This window comes from Providencia sp. R33 (assembly GCF_019343475.1).
Lineage (GTDB): Bacteria > Pseudomonadota > Gammaproteobacteria > Enterobacterales > Enterobacteriaceae > Providencia.
The window spans coordinates 2,107,433-2,126,682 of the sequence record NZ_CP072453.1 but is presented as its reverse complement, the minus strand read 5'-3'; the positions used below and the strand labels follow the sequence as shown (position 1 = coordinate 2,126,682).

Genomic DNA, 19,250 nt, shown 5'->3' with positions numbered 1-19,250 from the left:
GAGTGATTGCACACTGCGGGTGCCTGTTTTATTTAAATAAATTTTTAAACTGGTGAGGCGCACTGCGTAAATATTGCGGCGCAACATCAATTTGCTCGTTCAACTCACTCGCTGCACGCCAAGGCCAGCGGGGATCAAATAAAATCCCACGACCACTCGCCACAAAATCCGCCTGATGTGTTGCAATAATCGCTTCGGCTTGTAGTGGCTCCGTTATTAATCCAACTGCAATAACAGGCATCATGCTATGTTCATGAATGGCTTGTGCGAGAGGAACTTGGTAATTCGGGCTTAGTGGTATTTGTTGTTCTGGTGAAAGGCCCCCTGAAGAAACGTGAATGTAGTCGCAACCAAGCTCTTCTAATTGTTCACATAACTCTATAGATTCAGGAACATCCCAGCCGTTTTCTAACCAATCAGTTGCTGAAATACGCACACCAACGGCGATGTTAGGGTTGATAGCTTCACGAACTTCGTGAAATACATTTACTAGCAAGCGGCTGCGGTTTTCAAAACTTCCGCCATATTCGTCTTGACGTTGATTTGAAATTGGCGATAGGAATTCATGCAATAAATAACCATGTGCTGCGTGGATTTCAATAACATCAAACCCTGCTTGTTCAGCGCGTTTTGCCGCAGCAATAAATTGTTGCTTTATTTCGTTAATATCGTCAGCACTCAATTCTTTTGGGGCGTGATTATTACCAAACGCGATTGGAGAAGGTGCAACGGTTTGCCAGCCATGAGTATCTGTTATACCAAGACTTTTTCCCCCTAGCCAAGGAAGGTCGCACGAAGCTTTCCTGCCCGCGTGGGCAATTTGAATTCCTAAGCGTGTATCTGAATATTGGCGAATATCCGTGAGCATTTGTTTCATTGCTGCGGCTTGTTCGTCATTCCACAATCCAAGATCTTTATAGGTGATCCGCCCTTCTGGCACGATAGCACTCGCCTCAATGATGACTAATGCTGCACCAGATAAGGCAAGGTTCATATAATGTGAGTTATGCCAAGCGGTAGGTAAGCCATCATTGGCAGAATATTAGCACATTGGGGGAATAATAATTCTGTTGTTTAGTGCAATCTGACCCATTGTTGCAGAAGAAAAAAGACGACTCATTCGTGAATTCCTTATTTGTAATCTTTAATTATCTTAATATTATACCTGAATCAATCAGCGATTTTTGTGAGATGGTGTGGTACTGACTCTAAAATAATGTTTTTTTAAACTGGGGATAAAGAAAAAATCAAGTGCTTTAATTCATTTTTGAGTAAACCTGCAAAAAGTATATTTTCCTTCTTTCTTCAGATAAAAAAAGGCAAATTCATTAAAAAAATAATATAAAAAATAAAATAAAATAATAATAAATGATTTTAGATACAGAAAAATCCACAGGTTATAAATTAACTCGTTAATAACCAACATTTTTTGGTGTTAATAGTCGCTATGGTTTTAATGGTTCTAATAGCTATTTCGGCTATTTTTTTATTTTAAATAGTGATTTTAATAAGTGTGAATGAGTTGTTATCATCGCAAAAATAGACAATTAGACTTGCGGATAGACTGAAGGATTTATATAAGCAAGGTACTGATACGTAATGAAATGAGTGAATTCATTCTTCAATATAATTAATATTGAGAATTGAAAGTTATCAAATTAATTACATGAAATTATTCACCTGAAAAATATAATTCTAAGAAGGAAGCGCATGTGTTAACAATTATTGGTATTTTAATCATTGTTTCGATAGTTACCTTATTAATGATGGGAAAAGTGAGCCCCATTATAGCAATGTCATGTATTCCCTTTATTGGGGCATTATTTGCGGGTTATTCAATCGCAGAAATATCTGTTTTTTTTGAAAGTGGCATTAATAAAGTGTCTAAAGTGGCAGCGATGTTCCTGTTTGCTATTTTATTTTTTAGCTTGATGAAAGATTTGCATATTTTTGACCCACTAATTAGATTTATGGTCAAAATGACTCGAGGGAATATTATTGTTGTCTGCATTATGACTACGCTTATCGCAGGTGTGGTTCATTTAGATGGCTCAGGAGCCGCAACATTCTTAATTATTATTCCAGCACTTTTACCCCTGTATCGCCAGCTTGGGATGAGCCCATACCTAATGTTGTTATTAATGTGTGCCAGCATGGGGATTATGAATATGGTGCCGTGGGGTGGCCCATTAGGGCGAGCTTCGGCTGTCACTGGAATTGATGCTTCTATTTTATGGCAGCATTTGATCCCTGTTCAATTAATCGGTATGGGGGGGGCTGTCGTATTTGCGGTCATTATGGGAATGCGTGAAAAGCGCCGCATTGCAGCAGCAAAACTTAACGGCACGACGCCGTATGAAATGGATTCATTATTGCCTGTGAGTGATGACACCGCAGATGTGATAGACACTATTAATAAACCTAAAAAACCATGGATTAATGGCGGTTTAATTATTGCTTCAGTCATTTGCTTAGCATTTGGTTTACTCTCAGCGCCTTATGTCTTTATGATTGCACTTTCTCTTGCATTAATGGTTAACTTTCCAAACCCGAAAGACCAAATGAAAGTACTGTCACAACATGCGCCACAAGCCCTTGGTATGGTTGCGATTATTTTAGCCGCAGGGGCATTCTTAGGTATTTTATCTGAAGGCGGTATGTTGAAATCGATAGCGATGGATTTAACCGATATCTTGCCAACAGAATGGGTATCGAAAATTCATATTTTTGTTGGGATTATCGGTGTACCTATGGATATTTTCACCAGTACAGATGCCTACTATTTTGCACTACTGCCGATAATTCAACAAATTGCGGGTACTGTAGGAGTTGACCCATCAGCTGTAGTCTATTCAATGGCTATCGGTAACAATGCAGGAACATTCGTCAGCCCATTCTCACCAGCAGCATGGTTAGCTATGGGATTAGCGGGTATTGATATGGGGCGCCATCTGCGTTACTCGTTTGGTTGGATTTGGCTGTTTAGTTTCTTTTTACTTGCCATTGGCGCCGTACTCGGCCTCTACTGATTATTCTTCATCTTTTGGCCTGTCGCGTTGTTGGCCTCGAAAGTCAACCCGAGTCACATACTGATGTATGCTCCTCGGGATTGATTTTCTTTGCCGCCTAGCGACAGACGCAAAATCTATTGAATAATCGTAATTTGAATTATCAGATCTTAAAAAGTGGTTAATTGAATAATTAGGTTGCTAATTATCAGATAGTTACTATGTTGGAAAATTAACGGTTGTGACATCATTTATTGATTAATTAAATCAATAAGGTTTTGTTATGCGTCGGCCGCTTTCTTCATATCATCCCATTCTCTATTGGCTGCGTGTGACCCAAAAACGTCTGGCTCGACGATTGCACTGGGCGCTTTCTTCTAAGTACTATTCGAAAGCGAAATCTAGTGAGCGCCTCGAATATCGCTACAATAAACATACCTCTAAACTTATCCGTAAACTGGGTGACTCTGATTTGCGTCTGCAACATAACAAAGTGATTAACTTACGGATTGCAGCACAAGCCATGAATGGCATCACCATTTATCCAGGAGAATACTTCTCTTTTTGCCGCTTGGTTGGAAAACCGACAGCTCGTCGTGGTTTTGTCGAAGGAATGGAGTTGTCTTTTGGCGAAGCTCGCTCTGGAATTGGCGGAGGGATCTGCCAACTGAGTAACTTAATTCACTGGATGATCTTACATTCACCATTGAAAGTGGTTGAAAGGGCAAATCACAGTTTTGACCCGTTTCCCGATGAGGGGCGCGTATTACCATTTGGTTCTGGCGCGGCTATTTTTTATAACTATATCGATTTGGTATTTTACAATCCAACCCAGAGTGCCTTTCAATTGGTGTTTAATATTGCGGAGCACCAACTAGAAGGGGAACTACTGTGCAGTGATCCCCGCGAAGTGAAATACCATATTTACGAAAAAGATCATAAATTTACCCGTGAAAACAACGTGGTTTATCGCCATAATGAAATTTGGCAGAAAGTGACAACCAAAGGCCAAGAACCTGTGATATTACAAGACAATTGCTTGTATCGTAATAAAGTGGTGGTGAAATATGCCCTTGAAGATAGCCAAATAACGGCGTAATAATGCCAGCTTAGGTTAATATTAGGAATATATTGATAGCCTTTATCTTGACTGTTGGACTAAAATCCCCCTGAATTTAATTCTAATTAGCTAATATTAAATGATTAGCATCCAAAAAATGAGGCCGTTACTCGGAATAGATATGTAATACCAACACTTGATTTCTCAACATTTAAAGACGCAAATCTGGCAAAGATTTGTGGTTATTTCTATTTCTTTAGAGAAAGCATGATGAATATGCAATCAAGAAAGTATGGTAGAACGTATCATTACCCGTTCTCACCCGGTACGACGAGCGACGATCGTATCAATAGTGATTGGTGGTCTCATATCCAAAATATCGACACGCTGATCCACACAGAAAAGCTCGATGGTGAAAATAACTGTTTGAGCCGCCATGGTGTTTTTGCGCGTTCTCATGGCGCACCGACACAATCCGCATGGAGCCAGCAAATTCGCCAGCGTTGGCAATTAATTAAAGACGATTTAGGAAATATTGAGCTATTCGGTGAAAACCTCTATGCAGTGCATTCCATTGAATATCAACATATTGAAGATTATTTTTATGTGTTTGCGGTACGCCAAGGGGAGTATTGGCTAAGTTGGGAAGAAGTGCAGTTTTATGCAGCATTGTTTGATTTTCCCACTGTGCCACAACTTACGTTGCCCGTGAATAAACAGATGAGTGAGCAAGAGTATGCACGCTCATTAATTGCGGCGGCATCATTAGATAGCAAATTTATTGCCCATGATACTCATACAGGCCAAGCCTGTAGCATGGAGGGCATTGTTAGCCGTGATAGCCGAGGTTTTCATGTGGATGGCTTTATGTCTCATGTGTTCAAATATGTGCGTAAAAATCACGTGAAAACAGACATTCACTGGAAGCGAAACTGGCAAAGAGCCAAGTTGGCGTTTGAGCGACAAGGAGAGCAGCCATGAGTTGGCAATTCACTAAAAGCCGCGATTGGGCTCAACTTGAAGCTCAGTTTGATTTTGTACGCGATATGCAAAATGTCCCGCAAGATGCACTGCACCATGCTGAGGGTAATGTGGCGATCCATACCCAAATGGTGCTTGCTGCACTGGAAAGTTTGCCAGAATATCAGCAACTTCCAGAACTTGAGCAAAATATTGTCTGGGCAGCAGCTTTGTTGCACGATGTGGAAAAGCGCAACACAACGCGGGAAGATGAAGAGGGGCGTATTCATTCACCGGGACATGCTAAAAAAGGCGAATTATCCGCGCGAAATATTTTATTTCGCCAAGTGGATACCCCATTTGCGGTGCGTGAGAAAATTGCGGCTCTTGTGCGTTTTCACGGCTTGCCTTTATGGCTGATGGAAAAGCCTGATCCAGAACGCACCCTCTTTGCTGCTTCGTTACGCGTAAAAATGTCCTTGTTATGTATGTTAGCAAAAGCGGATGCGATAGGTCGCACTTGCGAAGATAAGGCGGAATTATTAGCCCGAATTGAGTTGTTTGAGCTATTTTGCCGCGAACAAGCTTGTTGGGATAAGCCAAAAGAATTTGCTTCATTGGCAGGGCGATTTCATTATTTTCATCACCAAAGGGGAACGCCAGACTACCAACCTTTTGAGGAAGAAGGTAGTGAAGTCACCATGTTATGTGGCTTACCGGGGATGGGCAAAGACCATTTTGTGAAACAGTTTTACCCGCAAACTCAGATGGTGTGTCTTGATGAAATTCGCCGTGAGCACAAAATCAACCCAGCAGACCGAAATGCGCAAGGCTGGGTAGCGCAGCAAGGTAAAGAGCAAGCAAAGCAATTTTTGCGTACAAAAACGAATTTTATTTGGAATGCAACCTCCCTCAGTGCATCTTTGCGTGAAAGCATGGTGAGCTTGTTTGCTCGCTATCAAGCAAAAGTGCACATTGTGTATTTAGAAGTGCCAGCTAAGCAGTGGCGGCAACAAAACCAACAGCGGAAATTTGCTGTGCCAGAACAGGTGATGGAGCGAATGGCGGGTAAGTTAGAGTTACCTACCCCAGATGAGGCATATCGTGTGTCTTATTATATCAATGGGGAATTTGTCGATTTACTCGATTGATAACATTGAATAACCTGCCCTAATCAATAGGGCAGGTTAATGCAATTACAGTACAAACACATCCCCTTCAAAGAGCTTACGGGCAGTGCGAATTATCGAGGCCTGTAATCCTTCAGGGGAATCCCCCTGTTGGTTCAGGGTAACTTCAAATTTGCCACTTAAATGCTCAATCGCAATGTTTTTCATATCCACTGATTGAACATAACGCTGCGCAATGTTATTTGGCAAAATGGTGCTGGTGGCGATAGCAATTGCCCCAGTCACCGCCAGTGCGCCGTGGCATTTTTGTGGCATAAAATAACGGACGTTAATGGTGCCACCTTGGGTAGCGGGTGAAACTAAAATTGGTTTAGGGATCACTTTTTTCGTGACATCGCCTAACCCCATTATGGCACCTGCTTTAATGCGAATCGACTCGAGTTGTTGCATAAACGCGTTATCGGATTCTAATTCTGCGGCACTTTCATAACCTGTTTTATTCAACTGTGGTGCATCGATTAAGACGATGGGAACCGCCATATCAATACAGCTTACCTCAATACCATCAATGGTATCGATGGCATTACCTGTTGGTAATAATTTACCCGTTTTGGCACCACTGGCATTTAAAAAGGTGAGGGCGATAGGAGCAGCACTGCCCGGAACACTAGCAATTTGGGTATTTCCTTCATACTGAACCTGGCCATTAGGGGTCTGTACGGTGGAATTGACAAAGGTTTCTGTGTTGACATTACGAACACGGACTGTAGTCACATTGTCAGTGATAGGTACTAACCCTTTTTCGAGGGCAAAAGGGCCAACAGCACATAACATATTGCCACAATTTGGGGCAGTATCGACAATGCGCTCAGTAATCGCCACTTGGGCAAATAGATAATCAACATCCGCATCAGGATGTTCAGAGCGGCTGATAATGGCGACCTTACTGGTTTGCGGGCTACCACCACCAATGCCATCAATCTGTAAAGGGTGACCCGAGCCCATAATATCTAAAATCAATTCATCACGTTGTTTGATATCGGTTGGTAATGAGTCAGCCAGTAGAAAAACGCCTTTTGATGTGCCGCCGCGCATTAGGGTGCATGGGATTTTTTTCATAAGCTTATATCCTCGTCATATTTCGGTCTGTAGCGGTGTTGGCTGCAATCGACAACCCAAGTCACATACTTATGTATGCTCCTTGGGATTGTCTCATTTGCCGCCTAGCCACAGTCCGAACTATTTAGAGGATTATTTTGGATCCTTGCCATGTTTCAGTCTGTAGCGGTGTTGGCTGCAATCGACAACCCAAGTCACATACTTATGTATGCTCCTCATCCCCGTCATATTTCAAGCCGCAGCGTTGTTGTCTGCACTCAGTTACCTTAGTCACATACTTGTGTATGCTCCTAAGGATGCCTTCGTTTGACGCCTAGCTGCAATTTGAACTATTTAGGGGATGGATCCCGCATGTTATTCAAAGCCGCACCATCGTTAACGCGAAATAGGTTTTGTCAGATTTAAAAAAGGGGCACAATTTGCATTGTACCCCATTGAATGGTTTAGTGAATAATGATTACAGAACGCATTAAATCAGGCCCATGCTAATCAAGATTTCCCACCAACCTAAACCGATAGTCATGTGGACGAATAAGCTAACGAATGCCACTAACCCACCGATGATCCACCAAGAACGAATATCGTTGTAGCCTGCACCGAAGACGATTGGCGCTGCGGCACCACCGTAGTGCGTTACACTTCCGCCGTATGCGTTAGAGAACAGTAAGCCTAACGCCAGTAACATAGGAGGTGCACCTGCGACCATGCCAACTGTAGCAAATACAGGCACCATCGCAGCAACGTAAGCACCACCTGAGGCGAACAGGTAACGAATTGCGACACTGATAAACATGATAACAAAGAAGGCTAACATGGCTTGGTCACCGAAAGACAGGTACTGACTCATGGTGTCGGCTAACCATTTGAAGAAGCCCGCTTTAGTCAGCACGCCAGACATACTGATGATACCACCGTACCAAATCAGGGTGTTCCAGCCACCTTTGTTTTTCAGCACGTCATCCCATGTAACAACACCTAAAATTAAGGTTAATGCCATGACAGCGATAGCTACGCTGGATGCGCTCACACCAATAAAGTCAGAGAAAATCCAGCCGCACAGCGCGATAACGAAGATGATAGCTAACAATTTTTCACGCATGGTCATCGGGCCTAAGTCAGCTAAGCCTTTTGCTGCGATCTCTTTGTTATTCACCTTTTTGAGTTCAGGTGGGTACAGTTTATAAATCATCAATGGTGTCAAAATCAGCATGATCAAACCAGGAACGGATGCTGCAAGTGCCCATCCACCCCAGCTTAAATGAATGCCCATAATGTCACTCATCATGGCTAATGCTAAAGCGTTTGGTGCCATCGCTGTTAAGAACATATAGCTGGTGGTTTTGGTCACCATATACACGTTCACTAATAGGTAGTGGCCTGCTTTACGAGGGCTTTTTTCAGGATCAGACCCTAACGCCACCGCCACACTGTTAATGATTGGGAATACAATCCCACCCGCACGAGCTGTATTCGATGGCGTTGCAGGGGCAATAATTAAGTCAAGGATTGCAGTCACATAGCCAAGGCCTAATGTCGTACCGCCCAATTTACCAATCAAAATATAAGAAAGGCGTTTACCCAGACCCGTAATAACAAATGCAGCACTCAGCGTAAACGCCGCAAATACTAACCATGTTGTCCCTGATGCATAACCACTTAACACTTCACTGGCTTTTACATCTTTTGTTCCAGTCACGCCAATAATCACAGCGCTGGCGGCGATAGTGGCTAATAAAATAACCGGTTCTGAATAAGGTTTTAATACCAATCCAACAATAGCGGCGAGGTAGAGACCAAATAATAACCACGCGATATGCGGTAACCCTGCGGGGGTCGGTATTAAGGCGATAATGATTGGAATTGCTATCAGAAGTAGCAGTTTCCAGATTTTGTCTTTTGGCATAGGCTTAATCCTTAACGAAATTAAAACTTTAATATTATGAATTTGGTTTTTCGTCATATTGGAGGCGTAGCAGTGCATCAATAGGAATAATGGTTTTAATATTCATTACCATTATTTAGCTATTTCCAATATGTTATAAATTCTTTAAATCAATAACGGTTGCTTAATTAAATATATTTTTATTTATCTTTATTAATTAAATTATTGAATGGGTTCCTGTGTTGGTGAATATTTAAGTTGTTTTAATTTTTAATACTAAATACCGAAGCCTTGTCTAGGTAGACGGGCAAAAAACCATGTTAAAATGAGTAAATCTGCACTGCCACCTGGGCTTAAATTCTTTTGAATACAGTGTTGGTCAAATTGTTTTACTTTGACTAAATCATCAGGGTGATTAATACCTTCTTGCAATAATTCTGTTGCTTGCTGTTTTACCCAAATTAAACCGTCTAAGCCGCCGCGATTTGCAATATTGGTATCATCATTAACTTTCATTAATAGTATTAACGTATTTATTAAAGCTATTTCAGCATCTTGTTGTGCTGCCAATTGCTGTAAATAAAACGGTAATGCATGGTTGATGACTAATGAGTAGCCGCCTTCGGCTTCCCCTCGTGCACCCGTAAAACCAAATTGTTGATATAACCGCTGACCAGCTGTTGGCGTCTGTGTAGGTTGCATTAATTCAGTACAAATTCCTTGGCACATCCCAGCAACTAATTGGCTAATCGCAGATGGTGTCACGGTTTGCTGTAATGCCATTAAGCGGCCAACCGCGGTTAACACTAATCCTAATGAAAAAATGCTGCCTTTATGGGTATTTACCCCTTGAGTTGCTCGGAACATGGCAGTTTCACATTCGATTCCGATAGTTCTAATTTTGCTTAAAACTTGGTTAATCGGTAAATCTTTATGTTGTGCGCCAGCCTGAATAAATGACGGGAAAAATCTGGCGATGGCATTGGCACTTAAATGAAAATCCGTTAGTGCCATATCTTTATGCGCCCCTGTATTGTGCTTATCCACTAAACCCGGTTTTGGGGTCAAATTCACTTCGGCGAGCATGGCCTGCCAAGCTAACTGGCTGTAATAGTGCGTGAGTTGGTCACTTAGGGTTTGTGAATAACTAACAAGTTCCATGGGCTAACTCCTCAATGCGAAGAAGAATATCAGCCAACGGATGTGTGCGATGACGAGCACACACTTTGGCTTCTTTTTCACAAATTAAACAACGCCTTACAGGTAAATTTAACTGACTCCGTGAATATTGTTTCCCTTGTGCATCAAAGACATCAAAATCCCATAAACGCCCCACAGGGGAGAATTCTTCAGCTTCAATTAACGCTTTTTTTACGTCAATGGCATCTGCATCCACGGCAACTAAACATTCAGGCCCTGTGCGTAATGCCCATGATTGTTGAGATAAAAGTACCCACTGCCTGCATAAAGCAACTTGTTTAAGCGCATTTAGACCCTGATTAAACACGTGTCTAACAAGGGAGTTGTCTTTGACTGCTCCCGGGAAAACGACAGTAAATGAAATCAAGGTTACCTGATGGAGACCAATCCATTGTTGCTGACGAGCCTGACGGGCATCACGGCTTGCTAGCAGCTCAGGTAAGAAAATTTCAAATTGCTCTTGAGTATCAGGCAGTGGGCAAAACATAGTTACTCCTTCACTTGATGAACAACATCAATCACAGAGCCATCACGGTAACGCACGACAGCAACCACTTTGTCTGTAAATTCAATCGGGTTAGGGGTTCCTGTGAGTAACTGGGCACGCTCCCTTAACCAGCCAATTGAAACTGTTTTGATGCCTTGGCTTTCTAATTGCTGTTTCAGTTCAGGGCGTGCAGGGTTAACGGCAATACCATGGTCGGTCACTAAAATATCGACGCTTGACCCCGGTGTAACGCAAGTCAGGACTTCATCAACTAATGTTGGGATACGGCCTCGCACTAACGGCGCAACAATAATCGATAATTTTGCTGCTACTGCGGTATCACTGTGACCACCGGATGCACCACGAATAACACCGTCAGAACCCGTTAACACATTGACATTAAAGCGAGTATCGATTTCTAGTGCACTGAGTACGACCACATCTAACATGTCAACAGATGCGCCTTTGGAATCAAAACAAGCGTACTGATTAGCACTGATTTCAATGTGGTTTGGATTACGCGCGAGTGACTCTGCAGCGGCTTTATCAAAGCTTTGTACGTCTAATAATTTGCGGATTAAGCCTTTTTCATGCAAATCAACGATGGTTGATGTAATACCACCTAGAGCAAAACCTGCGGTGATATTGTGGCGACGCATTTTATCTTCTAGGAAACGTGTAACCGCAAGGGATGCGCCACCTGTACCCGTTTGTAATGAAAAACCGTCTTTAAAAAAGCCAGATTTCTCAATGACATCAGCGGCTGTGCGGGCAATCAGCAGCTCTCTTGGGTTAGATGTCATTCGAGTGGCGTCAGCACCAATTTTATCGGCATCACCGACACGTTTAACTTTAACGATATAGTCGACTTCATCTTGTTTGATACTGGATGGATTGTGTGGATAATCCAGCAGTTCTTCTGTCAGCATCACCACTTTTTTCGCTGTTTCGGCATCAATTTTGGCATAGCCTAATGAGCCGCAGCTGGCGGTGCCTGTATAGCCGTTGGCATTACCGTACTCGTCGCAAGATGGCACACCAATAAAAGCGACATCAATACGCAGTTCCCCACTGTGTACGAGGTTTGCACGTCCACCATGTGAGTGAATTTGCACCGGTTCTTCAAGCTCGCCGCGGGAAATCGCTTCGGCTAGTGGGCCACGGATCCCCGAGGTATAAATCTTACGAATAACACCGTGGCGAATATGTTCGACCAGTGGTGAATGGCATGCACTGAGTGAACTTGACGCTAATGTGAGGTTACGAAAGCCCATTTCAGCAATCACTTGCATGACCATATTGACAGTCAAATCGCCACCGCGAAACGCATGGTGAAACGAAATTGTCATGCCATCTTGCAAACCTGAGCGGCGAATGGCGACTTGTAAGTCATCACATAACTTACGGTTTCTTGGTTTTTGAACCTGTTGTTGGACTTTACCAATATCTTTAAATTCACGTAATGCTTCATCGCTATTAGGTTGTAGGTAAGCACTTACGCGTGTTTGACGTTGAGTATTCGTTGTCATGTTCTTTGCCTCACTCTTCCCGAATTCCAGATAATGCCGCGCGAGATAACACTAAGCGGGCTCTGTCAATGACTGGGCCATCAACCATTTTTCCGTTCAATGACACCACGCCTTTACCTTCAAGGGCAGCAGCATCAGCGGCATCAACAACACGTTGAGCATGGTCGACTTCTTTTTGAGTTGGCGCATACAGGTTATGGAGTAACTCAATTTGTCTTGGATTAATTAATGATTTGCCATCAAAGCCGAGTTGTTTAATGTGAGCGGCTTCGCGTAGGAAACCCTCTTCATTATTTGCATCAGAATAAACGGTATCAAAAGCTTGGATACCCGCTGAGCGTGCGGCTTGTAAAATGGCGCACCGAGCATAGAGGAGTTCAACGCCGTCAGGAGACCGCTCGGTGCGCAAATTGCGGACATAGTCCTCGGCACCTAATGCGATGCCTATAAGTCGTGGTGATGAATGGGCGATATTCACAGCTTGTGTGATCCCCATCGGTGATTCAATCGCGGCCAGTAAGCCTGTGCTACCTTCTTCGCGACCGCAGCTTTTTTCAATGCGTAATATTTCGCTTTCGATATCGGTGACGTCTTGCGCCGTATCTGTTTTAGGTAAGCGCACAATTTTTGCGCCACCGCGAACGACTGCTTCAAGGTCAGCAACACCAAATGCAGAATCTAACGCATTCACGCGGACAATGGTTTCAATGTCAGCATATAAAGGGTGCTGTAATGCATGGTAAACCAAGCGGCGAGCGGTATCTTTTTCGCGTAATGTGACGGAGTCTTCCAAGTCGAACATCAACGCATCTGCTTTATAAATGAAAGAGTTACTTAACATCGCCGCATTTGAACCAGGGACAAAAAGCATGCTTCTGCGTGTACGGGATTTTTGTTCGGGTGTCATTATTTATTCTCCCATGGCAAATAATCGATATCACAAGCGCGAGCAAGTAGGGCTTCCAAACGCGCTCTGAGCACACACTCCAAAGCACCTTTATCATCTACGATGATTTGAGCACCTTGAATATCATGTTGAGTTATCATTTCTTGCACGATACTGGCGATAGCATCACCAAATTGCTTTTCAACACTGCTGGTTATTTGCACGGAAATTTCTTGGGTATCTTCTAGCGGTTCTATTCGAACCATGACATCACTTGATTCAAGTGTGCCAGCAACGGCTGCGTGTTTAATCTTCATATTTCACCTATAGCTAATTCAGAGCTTTCGATGCGGTTTGTCGTTGATGTTGCTTGATTGGCGAGCATCTCTTGTAAATATTGATATGTCGCATCAGGCACAATCGCCTTAATAGCCGCAAGATCTTTTTTAGCGAGCAGTCTTCTCACTTGTGAGGCGGAAACCGCCGTTCCGTTGATGACTGTTCGCGGGAATTCAACGAGTTCTATAGGAGGAAAATTCATCGCATCTGTTTCAAGCCAATAGCGCATATCTTGGTTATATTGGTTGGTGACTTGGCAAAATGGCTCTGAGCCGACGAATCTATGGGTTATCCCCAGTGCAGGGGCAATATATTGGCGAAAAATCTTAATATCGATTTCGGTATAACAGTTATTTGCTACTGTTTTATCTTTAATAAAGTAGCAAGGGAAAGTTGCTCGAGAAATAATGTATTCAGAACCACGGTGAATAGTTAAGTTCTCAATACCTTTTGTCCCTGCTTCAATTAAGTTCAGTCTGACCTTATAAGGGAAGCGCGAGGTATCCTCTTTAACAACAAATAAGTGTAGCCAGTCACAAGATTTAGCCGCTTGTTCGATTAAATAACGATGCCCAAGAGTAAATGGGTTGGCATTCATCACGATGGCACCAATTTTTTTACCTTCAACACGCTGAGCTTTTAAACTTTGAATATAACGTTTTAGATAGCAGCAACTGTTTTCCATTAGTACCATTACATCAGGTACAGTTGCAATGGTATGAAAACCACATTGCTGGAATAGGCTTTCATTTTGAAATTTGGTGTAAATAAATAAATGGGTTGTATTATTTTCGTAAGCAAGGTTAACAAGTTCTGTTGCAAGTTTTAATGCCAAACCTTCGCCACGAACATCGTCGCTAATCGCTACGCATTTAATAACGTTTTTTGCTAATCCGCCACACGCGATTAATTTTTCATTACGGGTTATTGTAATGAAAACATCGATGCTGGCATCAAGCTCTAAATCGTTTTCCTTTAAAAACTGAGTTATTTCAGCAAGTTTCCTGTTCTCATGACGTTTTACCTGATTAAACGTTATGTTTTCGAACATAATAGTATCCTGCATCTCTTTTAGAGATGTTTTTAAAATGTTGCTAATGTTAAAGTTAATTAAATAAGTATTTTTTGTTTTTTTATTTCTTGAAAATATAAATTCTTATTTAATTTCCCTTTTCAATATTAATATTAAAGGTCCTGTATTTAATATATTTGACCTATTTCATGTTTCTAAAATGAGTTTGTATTTGTTTAATGGTTTTAATGTTTTTAATTATTCGATATGTGTTTTATTGCTTGGTTTTAATGTGTTTAATTAATAATATGTGTATTATGTCTCTAGCTTATATTTCTAATATCTATTATTCTGTGATTTTTACTGTAACAAATTTTTTACTTTTCAGTTGGTAACGAGAACCTATATGAAAAAAGAACACCCATTCTCTGCATTGGCAAAAGTAAACTCTATTTCCTTTTCAGTACGAGTTTTCTTTCTTCTATTGGTTGTCTCGTTATTTTTGACCTTAGGCTTGGGCAAATATTTTACTGACACTGCTGAAAATCGAATGATGGCAAATATTCGATCATTGGCGATGAGCCAAGCAAAACTGATTGCTTCAATGGATGGTGTGATTGAATCTGTTAAGCATCGAGATATTCAGCAACTTAAAATCATTGCAGATAAACTGAATCAAGATTCTGACTATGACTATGTGGTGATTGGTGATGAAAATTCCATGCGGCTTTATCACCCAAATAGTGAAAAAGTCGGTTATAAAATGCAATGGAATAAGCCCGGAGCGCTTGAAAATGGTGAAAGTTATTTTATTGGTGGGGAAGGGTCCATTGGTAATGCCATGCGAGCTAAAACGCCAATAATTGACGAAGAAGGGAAAATTATTGGGGTTGTTTCCATCGGTTATTTAACGAATAAGATAGACACCTCTCGCAGTGAATTATTTGTCCAAACGGGTGCCACATTTCTTGGGGTTTTGGTTATTTTATTATTTTTGTCTTGGGCATTTACTCGATTAATTCAACGGCAAATGCTAGGCCTAGAGCCCGAAGAAATTACGCAGTTAGTCCAAGTGCAAAAAGGTATATTTGATGCGGTGTTTGAAGGGATTATTGCAGTTAATCACCATGGGCAAATTATTAATATTAATTCTAATGCACGAAAGATGTTGTCTCTGAGCAAACCAATAGGGCAACTTATTGGCAAATCGATTACAGAACATATTTCTCCTGCTGATTTCTTTACAGTTGATATCGCCACAGCACAACATGACGTACTGTGTGAATTTAATGGATTAAACGTGATAGCTAATCGGGTTGCGATTCGAGATGAGAACCACCTCATTGGTGCAGTCATTAGTTTCCGCAGCCAAAATGATATTGAATCATTAAATTCCCAATTGACACAAGTGCGCCAATACGTAGAAAATTTGCGAACCATGCGGCACGAACATCTAAATTGGATGTCTACGTTAAGCGGCTTATTGCAAATGAAAGAATATGACCAAGCCCTTGCACTGATTAAAGGTGAATCTGAATCTCAGCAACAACTAATCGATTCATTGCGTGAACAGTTTTTTGATAAGCAAGTTGCTGGGTTATTGTTTGGTAAGTACCATCGTGCAAAAGAGTTGGGTTTACAATTAGTTTTTACTCCAGGTAGCCAACTGCATGCATTGCCTGAGTCTTTAAATAGCACAGAGTTTTGTGCCGTATTAGGTAATTTGCTGGATAACGCCTTTGAGGCGAGCTTGAAAAGCCAACAGGGTAACAGACAAGTTGAGTTATATCTTTCAGATGAAGGTCAGGAAATTGTCATTGAAGTTGCTGACCAAGGGTGCGGCTTTCCCCCTGAAATGCATGATAAATGGTTTGAACGAGGTGTGACAACCAAAACAGATACAACGGATGGGCACGGAATCGGACTCTATTTAGTTGCTTCATACGTACATCGATGTAATGGCGCGGTGATTATTGAAGAAAATCAGCCGCATGGTACAGTGTTCTCAATTTTTATTCCGAAAGTGAAGATATAAAAATGATTAAGATAAAAATCCTCATTGTGGAAGATGAGCTGCTTTTAGCCGAGATGCACGGCGAGTACATTAAAGCTTATCCAGCTTGTGATAAGGTTTGGTTGGCGGGTAATCTCGCTGAAGCCAGAAAAATGATTGAATATATGAAGCCAGATTTGATCTTGCTGGATAACTATTTACCAGATGGCAAAGGGATCGATCTCGTTCATGAATTAATTCAAGAACGCAATAGCGCAGATATCGTGTTTACGACAGCCGCAAGCGATATGGAAACAGTGACTGAAGCCATTCGTCTTGGTGTTTTTGATTATCTGGTTAAGCCAATAGCCTATGAACGCTTGGGGCAAACATTGGATAGATATGTCCAGCGTAAATCTGTTTTACAAGCCAACAGCAAAACTAACCAGAGTCAAATCGATGATATGTTTAATACCTATGCGCGCGGTGAATCCAAAGAGGAGCTGCCAACGGGTATCGATATGATCACTCTGGAAAAGGTGTTAGTGCTGTTTGCTGATCTTGAAGCAGAATATACCGCAGAAAGCATCGCGGAGACAATTAAGCTCAGCCGGACAACAGCAAGGCGTTATTTAGAGTTTTGCTTAGCAAAAAATAAGATTGAAGCTGAGATAGAATATGGGAAGGTAGGGCGCCCTCAACGCATTTATCGTGGCCGCCCATAATCCTCGTTCATATTTCAAGTTATCGGGGTTAGCTGCATTCTGCGACTCGGGTTACATGCTTGTGAGTGTTTCCCGAGCTCCCCTGACAACTTGAATTACTTAGAAAATACCTTTATTTCGATTGTTAGAAAGGAATATCAGTCTAAATTTAATTAATGACATTACTTTTTATTCTTTAGATTGTTTTCCAAAATAAGTACTTTTTTCTCGGCGCGCTCATTGCCTTTTGCTGCGGCAAGTTTATACCAGCGCAGAGCCTTCATCTCGTCTTGCTCAACACCCATTCCATATTGGTAACAGGCACCACTCGCATATTGAGCATCAGCACTGTTTTGTTGAGCGGCTTTAATAAACCAATGGCAAGCTTTTTCTTGGTCAGCTTTAGTGCCATCGCCGCGTGCATAAATTAGCGCTAAATTAAACTGTGCAGAGACTTCCCCTTGTTTGGCGGCGAGAGTTAACCATTTGATAGCCAATTGGGTATTCTTTTTCGTTCCTTGACCTGTCAGATATAACATACCGAGGCTATTTTGTGCGGGAGAAAAGTTAAGATCCGCGGCGCGGGTGAAATACTCAAATGCAAGTGGGTAATCGACTTTATCATACATACCCGTTGCGGCTTGATAGCCTAATAAATAGAGTGCTTGAGGGTGGTTTTCTTTGGCGAGAGTTTGGTAAATAGCCTGTGCTTTTTTAGGGTCTTTAGTTACCGCTTTGCCTTCTTCATACCAGTAAGCAAGGGTTAACATGGCGGCAGGAAAACGCTGCTCAGCGGCTTTTTTTAGCCAGTTTTCAGCCGCTTGTGGATCTTTCTCTAAAATGTTATCAATGCCATGTAGTGTATACTCAGCCATATTCATTTGGCCTATAGGGTCACCATTTTCAGCAGCCAATTGCATCCAATGCAACATTAATTTTTCATCTTTAGGGACACCTGAACCCTCTTGGTATATTAGTGCTAGGTTAATTTGAGCTTTACTAAATCCTTGATTAGCAGAGAGAAGGTACCAGTTTAAGGCATTGTCGAGTTGCCTGTGTGATTGGTAAAACATGGCTAAATTGAATTGCGCTTCCGCTTGCCCTTGAGCGGCGAGTTCAATCAGTGATTTTTCGTCCAGTGGTGCACTAGCTTTTTCTGCGAAAGCGGAAGGAATGAGTAAACAGCTTATCAAAAATAAGGGTAAAAAATTTTTTCTCACAGGGATTTCCTTCGCGCCATATTTCTTAAAAATCATTTAAGGTAAATTATCGTGTTGCTGAGTTTAGTGCAATCATTCGGTTGATTGTACATTATTATCAATAAATCAAACGGTTAATTATTGCTATCAAAAATAGATTAAAAAAAAAGGTAGAAAAAATAAAAAAAGATGAACTTTTTTTGAAGTACATAGGTCTTAGTAGTATCTATATTACTGTTTACTTGCGTAAACATTCATATATTTACCCTCATCATTCATTTCTTTACACGAAGTAATGTAATAATGCATCTATGTAGTGATAGTTTGAATTTAGTAAAAAGATCCTTGAGTAGAATGCATTATGCCCAGTTTATTCACTGGGCTTTTTTTTGCCTAAAATTCCTGAGCGACATCCTTTCACATCGATATAGCGGTTTTTCCCATTCATAAAATGCCTTTTTCCCACTGAGACTGTGTTCAAGTTAACGTGAGGATACAGGGTTAACATGGTGTGGTATATCCCATGGATATAATTTAAATATAGAATAATATCCTTAACAATAGAGAAACAATTGATTAATTAGTGGTCGATAATAATATTGGGATTTTGTAAAAAATTGAAGTAAATCACGATAAAATCTGATTCACATGGTAATTAATACTAGCTAATTCTATAATTTTGGTGCATAAATAACATATATGGCTTAGTTGATTATTGGGTTCTTAGCGAGATATCTGCTAG

General features: G+C 41.4%; 15 protein-coding genes and 1 pseudogene. 6 read left to right on the top strand and 10 right to left on the bottom strand.

The annotated features are described in order from the left end of the window. Positions 1-28 precede the first annotated feature (28 nt). A pseudogene (locus J6836_RS10110) lies at positions 29-1,120 on the bottom strand (NADH:flavin oxidoreductase/NADH oxidase). Positions 1,121-1,712: 592 nt separating this feature from the next. Here J6836_RS10110 and J6836_RS10105 point away from each other — a divergent pair. From J6836_RS10105 to J6836_RS10090, 4 genes are all read left to right on the top strand, one after another. Further along, the gene (locus tag J6836_RS10105; RefSeq protein ID WP_219248983.1) at positions 1,713-3,029 is read left to right on the top strand and encodes a CitMHS family transporter; all 1,317 of its coding nucleotides are present in this window, start codon (positions 1,713-1,715) and stop codon (positions 3,027-3,029) included. A gap of 262 nt (positions 3,030-3,291) precedes the next feature. Further along, the gene (locus J6836_RS10100; RefSeq protein ID WP_219248981.1) at positions 3,292-4,107 is read left to right on the top strand and encodes a VanW family protein; all 816 of its coding nucleotides are present in this window, start codon (positions 3,292-3,294) and stop codon (positions 4,105-4,107) included. 231 nt (positions 4,108-4,338) lie between these two features. After that, positions 4,339-5,049, top strand: coding sequence for an RNA ligase family protein (locus J6836_RS10095; protein WP_219249480.1), 711 nt, complete (start codon positions 4,339-4,341; stop codon positions 5,047-5,049). After that, positions 5,046-6,179, top strand: coding sequence for an AAA family ATPase (locus J6836_RS10090; protein WP_219248978.1), 1,134 nt, complete (start codon positions 5,046-5,048; stop codon positions 6,177-6,179). Before J6836_RS10095 ends, J6836_RS10090 begins: the two co-directional genes overlap by 4 nt. 45 nt (positions 6,180-6,224) lie before the next feature. On the opposite strand, the gene J6836_RS10085 is transcribed toward J6836_RS10090, so the two are convergent. The 8 genes from J6836_RS10085 to citC form a co-directional block, all read right to left on the bottom strand. Then, positions 6,225-7,277, bottom strand: a complete 1,053-nt coding sequence (locus tag J6836_RS10085; protein ID WP_219248976.1) for a 4-oxalomesaconate tautomerase — start codon at positions 7,275-7,277, stop codon at positions 6,225-6,227. A gap of 469 nt (positions 7,278-7,746) precedes the next feature. Then, positions 7,747-9,180 carry an anion permease gene (locus tag J6836_RS10080; RefSeq protein WP_219248974.1) on the bottom strand — a complete coding sequence of 478 codons (1,434 nt, stop codon included), beginning with the start codon at positions 9,178-9,180 and terminating at the stop codon, positions 7,747-7,749. Between the two features lie 255 nt (positions 9,181-9,435). Further along, positions 9,436-10,320 (bottom strand): triphosphoribosyl-dephospho-CoA synthase CitG, encoded by an 885-nt coding sequence (gene citG, locus J6836_RS10075; RefSeq protein ID WP_219248972.1) that lies wholly within the window; start codon positions 10,318-10,320, stop codon positions 9,436-9,438. Continuing rightward, positions 10,307-10,846, bottom strand: a complete 540-nt coding sequence (gene citX, locus J6836_RS10070; RefSeq protein WP_219248970.1) for a citrate lyase holo-[acyl-carrier protein] synthase — start codon at positions 10,844-10,846, stop codon at positions 10,307-10,309. Before citX ends, citG begins: the two co-directional genes overlap by 14 nt. A gap of 2 nt (positions 10,847-10,848) precedes the next feature. Beyond that, entirely contained in the window at positions 10,849-12,375 is a 1,527-nt protein-coding gene (gene citF, locus J6836_RS10065; protein WP_219248968.1) for a citrate lyase subunit alpha, read from the bottom strand. 10 nt (positions 12,376-12,385) lie between these two features. Further along, on the bottom strand, positions 12,386-13,282 hold the full coding sequence (gene citE, locus J6836_RS10060) for a citrate (pro-3S)-lyase subunit beta (RefSeq protein ID WP_219248966.1): 897 nt from the start codon (positions 13,280-13,282) through the stop codon (positions 12,386-12,388). Further along, positions 13,282-13,578, bottom strand: coding sequence for a citrate lyase acyl carrier protein (citD, locus tag J6836_RS10055; protein WP_219248964.1), 297 nt, complete (start codon positions 13,576-13,578; stop codon positions 13,282-13,284). The genes citE and citD overlap by 1 nt, the downstream gene beginning before the upstream one ends. After that, entirely contained in the window at positions 13,575-14,651 is a 1,077-nt protein-coding gene (gene citC / locus J6836_RS10050) for a [citrate (pro-3S)-lyase] ligase (RefSeq protein ID WP_219248962.1), read from the bottom strand. Before citC ends, citD begins: the two co-directional genes overlap by 4 nt. Positions 14,652-15,018: 367 nt before the next feature. On the opposite strand from citC, the gene dpiB reads away from it, so the two are divergent. Both dpiB and dpiA read left to right on the top strand, forming a co-directional pair. After that, entirely contained in the window at positions 15,019-16,647 is a 1,629-nt protein-coding gene (gene dpiB, locus J6836_RS10045; protein ID WP_219248960.1) for a sensor histidine kinase DpiB, read from the top strand. Positions 16,648-16,649: 2 nt separating this feature from the next. Next, positions 16,650-17,330, top strand: coding sequence for a two-component response regulator DpiA (gene dpiA / locus J6836_RS10040; protein WP_219248958.1), 681 nt, complete (start codon positions 16,650-16,652; stop codon positions 17,328-17,330). A gap of 161 nt (positions 17,331-17,491) precedes the next feature. Here the strand turns inward: dpiA and J6836_RS10035 are convergent, their stop codons facing one another. Further along, a complete protein-coding gene (locus J6836_RS10035; protein ID WP_219248956.1) occupies positions 17,492-18,529 on the bottom strand; it encodes an SEL1-like repeat protein in 1,038 nt (345 codons plus the stop codon). Between the last annotated feature and the right edge of the window lie 721 nt (positions 18,530-19,250).

Bases quoted from the DNA above. Each gene is read 5' to 3' on its own strand.
- J6836_RS10100 (WP_219248981.1), top strand. From the start codon at position 3,292: ATGCGTCGGCCGCTTTCTTCATATCATCCCATTCTCTATTGGCTGCGT.
- J6836_RS10095 (WP_219249480.1), top strand. From the start codon at position 4,339: ATGAATATGCAATCAAGAAAGTATGGTAGAACGTATCATTACCCGTTC.
- J6836_RS10090 (WP_219248978.1), top strand. From the start codon at position 5,046: ATGAGTTGGCAATTCACTAAAAGCCGCGATTGGGCTCAACTTGAAGCT.
- J6836_RS10085 (WP_219248976.1), bottom strand. From the start codon at position 7,277: ATGAAAAAAATCCCATGCACCCTAATGCGCGGCGGCACATCAAAAGGC.
- J6836_RS10080 (WP_219248974.1), bottom strand. From the start codon at position 9,180: ATGCCAAAAGACAAAATCTGGAAACTGCTACTTCTGATAGCAATTCCA.
- citG (WP_219248972.1), bottom strand. From the start codon at position 10,320: ATGGAACTTGTTAGTTATTCACAAACCCTAAGTGACCAACTCACGCAC.
- citX (WP_219248970.1), bottom strand. From the start codon at position 10,846: ATGTTTTGCCCACTGCCTGATACTCAAGAGCAATTTGAAATTTTCTTA.
- citF (WP_219248968.1), bottom strand. From the start codon at position 12,375: ATGACAACGAATACTCAACGTCAAACACGCGTAAGTGCTTACCTACAA.
- citE (WP_219248966.1), bottom strand. From the start codon at position 13,282: ATGACACCCGAACAAAAATCCCGTACACGCAGAAGCATGCTTTTTGTC.
- citD (WP_219248964.1), bottom strand. From the start codon at position 13,578: ATGAAGATTAAACACGCAGCCGTTGCTGGCACACTTGAATCAAGTGAT.
- citC (WP_219248962.1), bottom strand. From the start codon at position 14,651: ATGTTCGAAAACATAACGTTTAATCAGGTAAAACGTCATGAGAACAGG.
- dpiB (WP_219248960.1), top strand. From the start codon at position 15,019: ATGAAAAAAGAACACCCATTCTCTGCATTGGCAAAAGTAAACTCTATT.
- dpiA (WP_219248958.1), top strand. From the start codon at position 16,650: ATGATTAAGATAAAAATCCTCATTGTGGAAGATGAGCTGCTTTTAGCC.